Annotated in this window: 17 protein-coding genes and 2 pseudogenes; 3 read left to right on the top strand and 16 right to left on the bottom strand. The window is 30.9% G+C overall.

What is annotated here, in order from left to right; all coding sequences use genetic code 11:
- Positions 1-21: 21 nt before the first annotated feature.
- The 8 genes and pseudogenes from ACREWB_RS04010 to ACREWB_RS03975 all read right to left on the bottom strand — a co-directional run.
- Entirely contained in the window at positions 22-1,014 is a 993-nt protein-coding gene (locus tag ACREWB_RS04010) for a lysylphosphatidylglycerol synthase transmembrane domain-containing protein (protein ID WP_431546190.1), read from the bottom strand.
- A gap of 6 nt (positions 1,015-1,020) precedes the next feature.
- Entirely contained in the window at positions 1,021-2,052 is a 1,032-nt protein-coding gene (locus ACREWB_RS04005) for a glycosyltransferase family 4 protein (RefSeq protein WP_431546189.1), read from the bottom strand.
- A 232-nt stretch (positions 2,053-2,284) separates the two neighbouring features.
- The gene (locus ACREWB_RS04000; protein WP_431546188.1) at positions 2,285-3,127 is read right to left on the bottom strand and encodes a CPBP family intramembrane glutamic endopeptidase; all 843 of its coding nucleotides are present in this window, start codon (positions 3,125-3,127) and stop codon (positions 2,285-2,287) included.
- A gap of 97 nt (positions 3,128-3,224) precedes the next feature.
- A complete protein-coding gene (locus ACREWB_RS03995; protein ID WP_431546187.1) occupies positions 3,225-3,656 on the bottom strand; it encodes a pyridoxamine 5'-phosphate oxidase family protein in 432 nt (143 codons plus the stop codon).
- Positions 3,657-3,862: 206 nt separating this feature from the next.
- Positions 3,863-4,152, bottom strand: a pseudogene (locus ACREWB_RS03990) (CAP domain-containing protein); the annotation flags it as partial.
- A 446-nt stretch (positions 4,153-4,598) separates the two neighbouring features.
- Entirely contained in the window at positions 4,599-5,165 is a 567-nt protein-coding gene (locus ACREWB_RS03985; RefSeq protein WP_431546186.1) for a TerD family protein, read from the bottom strand.
- A gap of 80 nt (positions 5,166-5,245) precedes the next feature.
- Complete coding sequence (locus ACREWB_RS03980; RefSeq protein WP_431546185.1) at positions 5,246-5,824, bottom strand: TerD family protein; 579 nt, start codon at positions 5,822-5,824, stop codon at positions 5,246-5,248.
- A gap of 279 nt (positions 5,825-6,103) precedes the next feature.
- Positions 6,104-6,481, bottom strand: a pseudogene (locus tag ACREWB_RS03975) (CAP domain-containing protein); the annotation flags it as partial.
- A 1-nt stretch (position 6,482) separates the two neighbouring features.
- On the opposite strand from ACREWB_RS03975, the gene ACREWB_RS03970 reads away from it, so the two are divergent.
- Together ACREWB_RS03970 and ACREWB_RS03965 are read left to right on the top strand one after the other, a co-directional pair.
- Positions 6,483-6,902: a pentapeptide repeat-containing protein gene (locus ACREWB_RS03970; RefSeq protein WP_431546277.1), complete on the top strand. Its 420-nt coding sequence runs from the start codon at positions 6,483-6,485 to the stop codon at positions 6,900-6,902.
- A gap of 586 nt (positions 6,903-7,488) precedes the next feature.
- The gene (locus ACREWB_RS03965; RefSeq protein ID WP_431546184.1) at positions 7,489-8,046 is read left to right on the top strand and encodes an NUDIX hydrolase; all 558 of its coding nucleotides are present in this window, start codon (positions 7,489-7,491) and stop codon (positions 8,044-8,046) included.
- A gap of 40 nt (positions 8,047-8,086) precedes the next feature.
- On the opposite strand, the gene ACREWB_RS03960 is transcribed toward ACREWB_RS03965, so the two are convergent.
- From ACREWB_RS03960 to ACREWB_RS03950, 3 genes are read right to left on the bottom strand one after another with little or no spacing between them, the layout of a single operon-like run.
- Entirely contained in the window at positions 8,087-8,275 is a 189-nt protein-coding gene (locus ACREWB_RS03960; protein WP_431546183.1) for a ferredoxin, read from the bottom strand.
- A gap of 30 nt (positions 8,276-8,305) precedes the next feature.
- Positions 8,306-8,467 carry a rubredoxin gene (rd, locus tag ACREWB_RS03955; protein ID WP_431546182.1) on the bottom strand — a complete coding sequence of 54 codons (162 nt, stop codon included), beginning with the start codon at positions 8,465-8,467 and terminating at the stop codon, positions 8,306-8,308.
- Between the two features lie 22 nt (positions 8,468-8,489).
- A complete protein-coding gene (locus ACREWB_RS03950; protein ID WP_431546181.1) occupies positions 8,490-9,677 on the bottom strand; it encodes an anaerobic nitric oxide reductase flavorubredoxin in 1,188 nt (395 codons plus the stop codon).
- A 156-nt stretch (positions 9,678-9,833) separates the two neighbouring features.
- On the opposite strand from ACREWB_RS03950, the gene ACREWB_RS03945 reads away from it, so the two are divergent.
- Positions 9,834-9,992, top strand: a complete 159-nt coding sequence (locus ACREWB_RS03945; protein ID WP_431546180.1) for a hypothetical protein — start codon at positions 9,834-9,836, stop codon at positions 9,990-9,992.
- Between the two features lie 158 nt (positions 9,993-10,150).
- On the opposite strand, the gene ACREWB_RS03940 is transcribed toward ACREWB_RS03945, so the two are convergent.
- From ACREWB_RS03940 to ACREWB_RS03920, 5 genes are all read right to left on the bottom strand, one after another.
- Entirely contained in the window at positions 10,151-10,783 is a 633-nt protein-coding gene (locus ACREWB_RS03940; RefSeq protein WP_431546276.1) for a DNA-3-methyladenine glycosylase, read from the bottom strand.
- A gap of 95 nt (positions 10,784-10,878) precedes the next feature.
- Positions 10,879-11,058: a hypothetical protein gene (locus ACREWB_RS03935; protein WP_431546179.1), complete on the bottom strand. Its 180-nt coding sequence runs from the start codon at positions 11,056-11,058 to the stop codon at positions 10,879-10,881.
- Positions 11,059-11,112: 54 nt separating this feature from the next.
- Positions 11,113-11,301, bottom strand: a complete 189-nt coding sequence (locus ACREWB_RS03930; RefSeq protein ID WP_431546178.1) for an MBL fold metallo-hydrolase — start codon at positions 11,299-11,301, stop codon at positions 11,113-11,115.
- 93 nt (positions 11,302-11,394) lie between these two features.
- Positions 11,395-11,688 (bottom strand): methylated-DNA--[protein]-cysteine S-methyltransferase, encoded by a 294-nt coding sequence (locus ACREWB_RS03925; protein ID WP_431546177.1) that lies wholly within the window; start codon positions 11,686-11,688, stop codon positions 11,395-11,397.
- Between the two features lie 73 nt (positions 11,689-11,761).
- Positions 11,762-12,457 carry an MFS transporter gene (locus ACREWB_RS03920; protein ID WP_431546176.1) on the bottom strand — a complete coding sequence of 232 codons (696 nt, stop codon included), beginning with the start codon at positions 12,455-12,457 and terminating at the stop codon, positions 11,762-11,764.
- Positions 12,458-12,468 lie beyond the last annotated feature (11 nt).

The raw sequence follows: 12,468 nt of genomic DNA, 5'->3' as shown, positions 1-12,468 counted from the left end.
TAAATACTATAATTTTCTTATTCAATCCTTCATAACAGCATAAAACCCAAATATTATACAGGAATAAAATGTAATTATCCTCCATAATAATATAGCTGCCATTATATTATTATGTAAAAAAAACAAAGTGAAAAACATGAAGAAGGCTCCCTCTGCTCCACCAATAGCTCCAGGCAATGGTATAAATGCTGTTAGCATGATTACAAAAGCTGTTCCTGCTATCATACTACCTACGCTAGCACCGCTCATTCCAAAACTACGATAAATAAAATAAGGGATAGTAAAATATATTGTCAGTTGACATATTGTATAAATAACAGCTTTTAACATCAATACTTTGCTATGTTTAACTATCTCCATATTATCATGAAACTTTTCTAAATTGTCATTGATACGTGTTTCCATCTTCGCTATATCCTTTACCAATTTAAGTTTAGTTAATATTTTTGATAATTTCATTATTATTTTATGAGTTAATTTACGATGTTTTGAAAATATAATTAAACATACAATTACGCTAGCATTAATCGTAAATCCTATTGCTATTAAATAAAATAAGTTACTCATTTTACTTTTAAAAAATGTAGCTTTCCATAATATAAGAATTAAAGAATATATAGTTAATATTGTTTGGTATATGATAAACTTAATCATAAGGGCTGACCCAGCGCTTCCAAATCCTAATTCCTGTTTTGTTAGTGTATATAACTGCATTGGTTGACCCCCGGATGCAAATGGAGTGATTGAGTTAAAATATTGTCCTGTCATAGTTACTTTAAATGCCTCTTTAAATTTATAATCTTTTTTTATTAGAAATATAACACTTTGCAAGGTTTTAGCCTCAAAACCCCAGTAAAAAAGCATGGAAAATGCTGCTACCATTAGCCATAGAATTTTCAAATTCTTCATTTGATGAATTAAATCCATCCAACCATTTGTGAAAATAATCAGTAAAATAAATATAACTCCAGAAGAAATCCCCAATATTAAATTAAATTTATATTTTTTATTCATTAGCTATTACCTACCTTTTACGGCACTCACCTTTTTATAAAATTTTTTCCACATAGTAAGTACATTCTCTCTTGAATAAAAATTGTGCCCTCTTATAGCTTTTTCTTCAGCCTGTTTATAATAAACAGAATCATTTTTTAATTTTTCTATAGCCCGAGTAAACCCTTCATTATCATGTTCCTTTAAGTAATAATCAAATAATATATCCTCATATAGCTCTAAATCTCTTAGCAATATTGGCGTGTAAGTATTCATGGCCTCAAGAATCGACATAGGAAAAAGTTCATTGTAAGATGGCATAAAGAGAACATTTGATACATTATATATATCATTCATCAAATCTCTTTCAACTATTCCTGTAAATAAAATATTTTTTGGTGCCTTTTCTATTTCATGCTTTAATTCCTTATATCCGTCTGTTATATTCCCAAAAGAAAATCCACCTGCCCAAACAAATTGAACCTCAGGCATTTTTTTTGCAATATCAATAAAATCCATTACACCTTTTCGAGTTTGTATTTGACCTACACCAAGTACAACAAAGGCTTCCTTTGCAATTTTCAATTTTTTCTTAGCTATATACTTATCCTCAATTGAAAGATTATAAAATTTTTCTTCTGAAACAAAATTCGGAATATATGTTATCTTTTTTCTATCAATATTATAAGCTTCAAGCTTAGTTATAAAATTAGGATTTACCGTAACTAGATAATCCATACTGTTATAAAAACTAATAATATATTTATAAAAAATTTTTTCTATAAGCTTAGGTAATTTGATACTTCCTTCAATTGTTTCCGGTAAAAAGTGCACATAGCCCACTGCTACACCTTTTTTTTTGGCAAAAGGTATACTTAAGTAATGTTTTAAATCAATAGTATGATAATGCATTATATCGGCTCGTACTCTTTTATTTATTATAACTTTATATTCTTTATCTAATCCGTTTTGAACTAAATTTACCTGCTCCAGGTAAGCAGATCCTACTCCTTGACCTTTAACTTTGTCTGCTGAAGAAAGCATATTTATCGTAGGCATTATAGTCACTCCCATCTAATTTAACCTTATTTATACATTTATTGTACACTAATATTATTAAGAATAGATTAATGCAACCTTAAATTTATCTTAAATTTTAACAATTTAATATAAAAATGTATTTAGTAATTCAAGGTTTCCTTACATTTAATTACCACTAATATTTTTTTAAAATAAATAGCCCCACCCTATAACAATATTAATTGTCATAAGGTGGGGTTTACTAATTAACCTATATTTCTATAAATTCCTTATAAATCACCGGTGTATCTGTAACGTCATTTTGCTTATATCCCTTATACAAAACAACTAAAAGTATAATTCCAAGAATGAAAAACATCCTATGAATTGACATTACATACTTCCCTTCCATTGCTGTAAACATTGAAGATACTGTAATAGCAAGAAGGTTATTCACAAAATGTGCAAATATGCTCAAATAAATTGACTCCGTTTTTAGATATATGAAGCCAGTAATTAGTCCAAGTAAGAATGCATTTATTCCTTGTGCAATATTCAAATGTACTACAGCAAAAAATAATGCAGATACCACCAGTGCTATATTGGGATTTATTTTGTTTGCCATCCCTCTTAATAATATCCCTCTGAAAACAATCTCTTCATATATAGGTGCTATAACCACAAGACTAAGTATTAATAAAATTGGTGAAATAGCTTGTTCTTCAAATGGCTTATTTATAAGATTTGGTATAGATATCTTACTGACCCAAAAAATCAAACTGTTATCAAATACCACACGAAATCCTATAACTAAGAGGGATACATAAACAAAACTCATTACATTTAAATTTTGTTTAGATTTTTGATGATTTACTTTATTACTAAAAAGTTTCAGTAAAACAATAATAACATAATATTTAACCATTACCCCAAAAGTAAAAACAACATATGGCAATGCTTTTTCAAATTTACCAGAAAATAAGTTTGTGAACTCTCCAGGTACTTGCCCTAACCACTCCAACAGAATTGCTATAATCATTACAAGAAGAGCTTTCATTATTCCCATTTTTTTAATGTTTATAGTTCTATCTTCTATGTTCTCTAAGAATTTCATTTAATCACTCTCTCTATTTTATTACACTATGTCAAATGTTGAATTCACCTCTCTTAATAATTACCTCAACTAATTTTTAATTAAGTATATATATTCTTTAAACTATATGCTTTCCAGTAAAACTATATATCTCTATTTTAATTAGTGTAGCTTTTTCTTTATCTCTATCTATATATAATCGCCCTTGTTCAATAAAATCCGGACTATATTTTCTTATAAACTCCATAAGTGGTTCATCTTTTTCATGATTTTCTAATTTTATAGCGTGTCCAAAAGCTACGACACTTTCATACTTCATACTAAATTTATCTTGTAAAACCTCTGTTTTTCCAACTACAGTGAAACTTACATTATCATTCATTCTAATATTGTCTAGTTTAGTACCAACACTTGCACAATGAAAATATATGTTTTTATCTATAACCACATAACTTAATGGTATTCCATAAGGCGTATTACCCTCTCCACAAGTAGAAAGTATCCCATATTCACAATTCTTTAGAAGTTCAAGAGCCTCCATCTCATTCATTTGTCTCTCAATTCTCCTCACTATTTCATCACCATCCTTTCTTATATCATATTTTAAGTGTAACATGAAATACTTATAATAGTTATGAACTTAATGGCAACTTTAGTTGAATATTATAATTCACATAAAAGTCGTTTACTAAAAAAAACTATGTTTCTAAATATCAAAATTTCAAAATTTAGAAACATAGATTCATATTTAATTATTTATCTTCCTATAAATTGTTGAGTCCAATAAATAGTTCCATTTTTGTTTTTTGCTACTCCTACTCCTATTTCAGTAAAGTTTTTACTTAAAATATTAGCTTTGTGTCCTTGGGAATTCATCCAAGAACTCATCAGTAAGTTGGTGATGTGTGAGAAAAATAGTTTTTATCTCTCATATCCTCTGACTTATATCTAGATACCCTTGAAAGCTGCCAATTATGCTTTAAGGGAGATAACCCTTGCTTTGCTCTTTCTTTATTAACTAATGTTACTACCTGTTTTTCTAATGCTTTTACTTCAGCCAAGTTTGGTACTTTTACTATTTGACCAGAATATATAATGTTAGGATTAGATATCTGAGGGTTTACAGATAAAACCTCTGAGATTCCAACCTCATACTTAACACATATCTTCCATAAACTATCTCCCGGCTTAGTTGTATAATTAAAGGTAATATAATTTTGGGCGTAAACCATGGAACTTATTCCTGTTATTACTAGGATACCTACAGCTAATACTAATACTTTCAGAATTTTTTTCATGTTATTTTCCTCACTTTCTTAATATAAATATACAAAGTATTTTTTTCTTTGTATATTTATTGTTTCGAATAAGTAAGGTTTTTATTTTTTTCTTTATGGTTTAATTTTAATAATATGCTACAAATGAATATGCTTGTATTTTTTTTATTTTACCTTATAATTACCAACAACTGGTGTTCACTCTAGATTCATTGTTATTTATATTTTGCTGATAATTCTGTTATGCTAATGGCAGTGGAACCTTCTCCTACCGCTGTAAACTTCCATTCTCCTTTGTTTCTGTAAACTTCGCCCATTATTAAAGATGTCATGTTGTTGTAATCATTAGATAGATTAAATTTAACTAATTCACTGTTAGCTGATTTATCCATTATTCTAATGTAAGCATTCTTAATCATTCCAAAATGCTGTTTTTTAGAAGCACAATTGTAAATATTAACAACGAAAACTATCTTAGATATATCCTCTGGTACTTTTATTAAGTCTATAACTATTTGTTCGTCATCACCATCCCCTTCACCAGTAAGATTGTCGCCTTGGTGAACTACACTATTACACTTGCTTTTCTTGTTACCAAAGTATATTATACTCTTTATATTTGATAATTTTCCGTTTTCCCCTAACATTAAAGCTGACGCATCACAATCAATAGTGTCGCCACCATTGCTACTGTCCCAACCCAATCCTACTATTAAAGCCTTTAATGCTGCGTTACCTTTTGTTAAATCTACCTTTTGGCCTTTTATTAAATTAACTCCCATATTAATATACCTCCCTATAAAGCGCGTTAAAGTTTATTATTACAAGCTTAACATTTTATTCTCTTTAATAACATTAAACATTAGACACTAACTCCAAAGTTAGCACATAAAGCTCCTAACCCACCTTCAAATCCACTACCTAATGCAGTGAATTTCCACTCAGCTCCGTTTTTATATAGTTCTCCAACTACTAGTGCTGTTTCAATACTAAAGTCTTCTCCCAAATCAAATTTAATTAACTCGGTAGCTCCGTCTCCGCTCATTACTCTAATGTAAGCATCCGAAACTTGTCCAAAGTTTTGTCTTCTTTCTTCTGCTTCATTAATTGTCACAGTAAATGAAATTTTCTTAATAGCTTCTGGTACTAAAGATAAATCAATGAGTATTTGTTCGTCATCTCCATCTCCTGCTCCAGTCTTGTTGTCCCCCATATGTTTAACTGATTTAGATGTGTGCTCTGCATTGTTGTAGAATATAAAATCTGCATCACACGTTACTTTTTTATCTTCTCCAGTTAAAAATGCCGCTGCATCCAAATCAAAATCTGCCCCGCCGTCATACTTGTTTGTACTCCAGCCTAGTCCTACTAGCACCTTTATTAATCCCGGATTTGTCTTTGTTAAATCTACTTTTTGACCTTTTTTTAAACTAACCGCCATTTTTATAAACCTTCTTTCTTTTTTATTATGTTCTTAAATTGTTAAGATTAGAATACACATAATTGGTTTCATATTCTATATTTGTTACTGTATGTAACCTATTATATCATAGAATGCATTTAACATACATTTTGTAAAATAATATGAAGTTAATGTAAATGCCTATAAAAAATTTGTGTGCTTGTCAGTTTAAAATATTTTACGCAACAAAAAATCTACATTTCTAAATATTGTTAAATGTAATATTTAGAAATGTAGATCCATTCAATTATTAATTATTTATTTCCCTATAAATTGTTGAGTCCAATAAATAGCTCCGTTTTCATCTTTTGCTACTCCAACCCCTATTTCAGTAAAATTTTCACTTAAAATATTAGCTTTGTGTCCCGGAGAATTCATCCATGCTTTCATTACTTCTGATGCAGTTGGCTGACCCATTGCAATGTTCTCACCAGCTGCCGTATATTTTATTCCAAAGCTTTTCATCATGTCAAAAGGTGATCCATAAGTTGGTGACGTATGCGAAAAGTAGTTTTTATCTCTCATATCCTCTGACTTAAATCTAGCTACATTTGAGAGCTCCAAATTAAGCTTTAATGGAGCTAGTCCTAGTTTTGCTCTTTCTTGATTAACTAGTGTAGCTACTTCTTGTTCTAATTTGTTATTCCCAGTTAATTTTGTTGCTGTTGTTGCCTTTTCAGGTGCTGCCTTCGCAGGTGTTGCTTTTGCTGGTGTTGCTTTTGCAGGTGCTGCCTTCGCAGGCGTTGCTTTCGCAGGTGCTGCCTTCGCAGGCGTTGCTTTCGCAGGTGCTGCCTTCGCAGGCGTTGCTTTCGCAGGTGCTGCCTTCGCAGGTGTTGTCTTCGCAGGTGTTGTCTTTGCAGGTGCTGTCTTCGCAGGTGTTGCCTTCGTAGGCGTTACCTTTGCAGATGTTGTCTTGCAAGTATTAGTTACCTCAAATTTGGAAGCTAAACATTCTGCAGCTGTTAATCCTTTTGGAACTTCAATACCATACTTTTCACATATCTTTTGTATACTGTCTCCTGATTTTACTGTACAATTAATTGTATTAAGATCTTGAGCGTACACAGCTTTGCAATTAGCTGTATTACCTTGGGCGTAAACCGATGAACTTATTCCTGTTGTAACTAAAATACCTAAAGTAAATATTAATGCTCGTAAATTCTTCTTCATATTATGTACCTCACCTTCCTAATTTTAATACACAAAGTAAGCTTTTCTCTTTGTCTTCACATATTATCATGTAAACGAGCTTATTGCATCTTTTATTAATGGATATTTTGTAATATTTTGTAGCAATAATATGTACTTTCAGTTAATGTACCAATCATTCTACTTTAACTTAGGGTCATTAAAATAAATTCAAGTGAGCCATTAGGGGTAACGACTACCTTTTAACCTAAAATCTAAAAAATTTTTGCCTCTAATTATGTTTTCACTAAATTAATATTTTCTTTATCATATCGTTTAATAAATGCTATTAATTTTCTCACTATGTGCTCTTTGAGATTCCTATAAAATTCCTTTCATTTTACCATTTTCTATAGTATACTCTAAATCATAATTTAAGTAAGTTACTATAGTAACTAATTGAGATGATTTAAAATAAATATTCTTACACATATTTACTTAGGGAGGATATATCCATGGATTATATAAAACAGATTATTGAATTTATTCCTGCAAACCAACAAGAAATTCAAGATAAGAAAATATTTCTTGAGTATGTGAAAAAATTTCCTCATACCATTTTGCTAAGAGAAAACGAATTTGCACATATTACAAGCTCAGGGTTTGTAATGAACAAAACACTTGATAAAGCACTAATGATTCACCACAATATACGAGATACTTGGGCTTGGACTGGTGGGCATGTAGATGGAGATACAGACTTTTTACACGTTGCAATTAAAGAGGCAAAAGAAGAAACCGGTATAAATGCAGCAGTAGCGCTTACAAAAAATATTGTATCTATTGATGTTTTCCCTGTATATGGGCATATAAGAAGAAACAAATATGTAAGTGCTCACTTACACCTTTCTATAGCGTATGTTCTCATAGCAGATGAAGAAGAAACACTCATAGTTAAGGAAGATGAAAACACAGATGTAAGTTGGTTTTCTTTGGATAAATTTACTGAGGATTATTTTGATGCTAAGGATGTTTATTTATATAACAAGATAATTCATAGGGCAAAGCATTAAAAAATAGCACCAGCTTCAGCTGGTGCTATCAATAATGCTATTACTCAATTGTTATGGCACTTACAGGACACTGCTCTTCAGCATCCTTAGCGCTTTCCATTAGCTTATCTTCAATTTCATTTTCCGATGCCTCTGCCAATCCATCATCATTCAGATCGAAAATTTCCGGACATAATTCAGCACACAATCCACATCCTATACATGTATCCTTATCAACAAAACATTTCATAAAAATATCCCTCCACTATATTAAATTTTATTATTCTACTTTTTCAAAATCTGATTTTGGCACTCCACATAACGGGCAGACCCAGTCTTCATCAATATCCTCAAATTTTGTTCCAGGATCCACCCCACTATCACTATCTCCTTCTGCTGGGTCATAAATATAACCACATACTGTACAAACATACTTTCCCATAATAAACCTCCTTAAAATATAATTAGATTTTTTCTATAATATTCATTCCAAAATCTCTGCATCTGTTTAATCCATCTTCATCTGGATTCCACAATTCTCTTATTCCTTCATTCATTACCTCAAAACCAGCTTTATTTAAATCTTCAGTAATTATCTTTGTTGACTCGCCACTCCACCCATAACTACCAAAGGCTGCTGCTTTCTTTCCTTTAAAATCAAGTCCCTTAATCATTTCAAGTATTGCAGCTGTTGAAGATAATATTCCTTTGTTTATTGTTGATGAACCAACAAGCACCATTTTCGATTTAAATACTTCTGTAATAATATCATTTTTATCACTTTTCGATGAATTAAAAATCTTTATTGTAATATCACTATTCGAACTTTTTATGCCTTCTGATATGGCTTCAGCCATCCTTCTTGTATCATTCCACATTGTATCATAAATTATTGTGATTTGATTTTCCTGATAATTTTTTGCCCATTCCATATACTTATTTACTATTTGCAATGGATTGCATCTCCATATTATCCCATGGCTAGGACAAATCATATCAACAGGTAAATTAAAGCTTAATATCTCTTCTATTTTGCGTACGACGAATTTACTAAATGGGGTTAAAATATTTGCATAATATTTTATTGCCTCTTGATATAATTCAGCCTGATCAACTTTATCATTATACATAAACTCTGAGGCATAATGCTGACCAAAACCATCATTACTAAATAGAATGTTTTCACCAGACATATATGTAAACATAGTATCTGGCCAATGAAGCATTTTTGCCTCTATAAATGTCAATTTATGCTTACCTAAATCAAGGGTATCTCCAGTTTTCACCTCTACAAAATTCCAATCCTTATGATAATGTCCCTTTATTATTTTAGCACCACTTTTTGTACAATAAATCGGTGTGTTAGGTATTTCCTTCATTAAATCTGTAAGTGCACCACTATGGTCGCTTTCAGAGTGATTCATTATTATATAATCAATTTTGCTTAAATCAACCTCATTTTTTAGATTAGCTATAAATTCTTTAGAGAATGGACTCCACACGGTATCCATTAATACTATCTTTTCATCTTTAATCAAATATGAATTATATGAAGAACCTTTATGAGTAGAGTATTCCTGGCCATGGAATGATCGAAGCTCCCAATCAATTTTTCCAACCCATGTTACGGTATCGCTTATTTTAAAACTCATTTAATATCCTCCATTCAATTACTTTTTTAATTTCTCTAATAAATCATTTACACCTGCATTTAATAAATCTATATTTGAAAATGTAGTTTTCTTTTTAATTGCTTCCTTTAATAATATAGAATACTTATTATCCATGTACTTGTAGGTCAAGGTGAAATGGTTGTAGACGGAAATATTAATAAAATTATTCAGGGTGATGTTATACATTGTAAAGGAACTGAAGTCTTTAGCTTAACAAATACTGGGGATAAAAATATGTCATGTTTTATAATACTTGCTGAAAACCCATCTCCAATGTATTCAAAAGAAGTATAATTTATAATTGCTAAGTGTTTAATTAGACCATACCTGAAACAATAACATTGTTTCAGGTATGGTCTAATTATAAAGTCAATAATATAGATAAGACATACAAAGACTCTTCTTGCCTAAATCCAAACATCTTATACCCATCATAGTTGTATTCATTGTCTCTATTTTACAGATACAAAAATATTATTCTTTATGTAAAATCTCCATAAAAAATCCTTTGCTTCTTCTGCATAATCAATACCAATTCTCTTAGTTTCTATAATTTCAACTATTTCTTTTTCTACAGAATCTTCAATATATAGTTTGCCTGTGCATAAATCTTGCTTGTTGTTTTCTTTATTTATATTCATGGCTATACACAGCTTAGAAGGTCCTGAGGTTAAGTTTTTAATTTGAGTTTTCGTAAGCTCATTATAAGCTTTCTTAAATCTGAAATTCGACATTATCTCTAACCCATTAATTGGTTCAATAGCTCTAATTAAGACCCCTTCTGGAAAGCCTTCTTCTTTTGTTATTACATTAAAACAATGATACATCCCATAAATAAAATATACGTATGCAATTCCGGGTCTACCATATAGCGCGGTAAGTCTAGGAGTTATTTTACCACCGTAAGCATGACATGCCTTATCTATTGATCCAATGTATGCTTCCGTTTCTACTATCTTACCACTTAACTTTATTCCATTAACTTCATGTACAAGTATTTTGCCTAAAAGTTCCCTAGCAACCTGCAGCGTTTCTCTTGCATAAAATTTCCTAGTAAGTTTCTTGAGGTCTTGTGCCGCCCACATGTCAAGTGGTATATTATAATCTTTAACCATATCTACATCACTCCAGAGTAGTTTAGAGTCACCATTGCATATTATACCCATAAACACACTAATAATTATAGTTTAATGCATGGTCCATGACCAGTAGCTACAAATTTGGGATTTAATTTTAATAAAGCCTGTTGTAGCTGTGCACGTCTTTTAGGGTCAGGCACCTGTTCTGGTTGAATATTATTTACTTCAGTTTTCCAATTAGATGTCTTAATAGTACCCATTTCTTTTCCAAAATCCATCATAAGGTCACTGCTGAAAAATATTCCACGTTTGTTTTCTATAGCTAGTAGTCCGTCTCAAAGATGCATTTCTGAAGGATAACTAAAGAATTCTAACTCACATCCATCAGAATTTAACTTTTCTCCAGGTTTCTTTATAATAACCGAATTTACTAAACCGAACCCAATTAATTGTTGTGCCGTAGTTTGGGAACAAATTGGTGTAGCTTTAGGAAAGTGTTTTAAAATTAGAGTAATCAGCTCCATTTCTTTTAAATTATTATTATTAAAATCTTGAACTTCCTTTCCTACAAAAAATAAAACAGTATATATTACTCCTTCACATGAGTAGATAATACCTTAATCCATACAACACTTTTTTCTTTTACATACATAATTACCCCTAAGCTTCTCAATATCATGTCCTTCAAGTATCAAGAGCTTCTCTCTTAAAAATCCAGCACCACTTCTGCATATTCCTATACCCTTTTGTGGCAACACTCTATGAGTTGGTATAAAATAAGAAACTGGGTTCTTTGCAACTGCACTACCAACAGCTTGTGCTGCTCCTGATTTCCCTAATATCTCAGCCAATCCCTTATATGTGCAAACATCTCCTACACTAATTTTAGAAGTAGCATGAAAAAGTAACACTTATGGTATCTGTTTCTAAAAAATCAATTATCTTATTAACCTGCATTCGCAGCCTCTTTTCATAGCAATTTTTTTAAGCCTGTATATGTTTATTCTTACTGAATAAAACATTTGTATTTATGTCTTTAGGGAGTATGAAAGATAATATAAAACAAAGAACACTGATTATTACCATAGAAATAAATACAACCTTCAAACCAGAACTTAAAGAAAGTTTTATCTGCTCTAGTGATATTGTAGCATTTAAATTATGTGCAGAATATAAGTCATTAGGCTTAATTCCCACAATTCCTAAATCATTAAAATATTTCACTATGTTTAAATTAAATATTGTTCCAAAAACGCTAACTGTAACAGTCTGACCTAAAGTACGAAGCAGTGAGTTTGTGGCTGTAGCTGCACCTCTATTGTTACATTCCACAGACTCTTGCACCACTATAATTAAGGTAGTAAAAGCACCTCCAAACCCAAATCCCATTACAAAAATATAAATCATTACTAGAATCAATGGTGAGTGAATGCCTAAAGTAGGCAAAAGCAAACTACTTATTAATACTATAGCTGTTGATATTACAATTACTATTCTTGCACCATACTTAGTTATCGCCTTTGCAATGAAAAAAGAAGATAAAAGCCAAGAAATGGACATTGGCGCCATAGAAAGCCCTGCTATTGTTGGTATAGCAGTGGTTATTATGGTACCTTCAACAGCTCCTAGAAACATTGCAACCATTATGGCAATTGTTATATTCCTTTTTTTAGTCCCCATTTATGCAATTC

The organism is Clostridium sp., from assembly GCF_050717635.1.
Lineage (GTDB): Bacteria > Bacillota > Clostridia > Clostridiales > Clostridiaceae > Clostridium_AD.
Note: the sequence above shows the minus strand (reverse complement) of the source record. Positions and strands in the feature narration are given on the sequence as shown.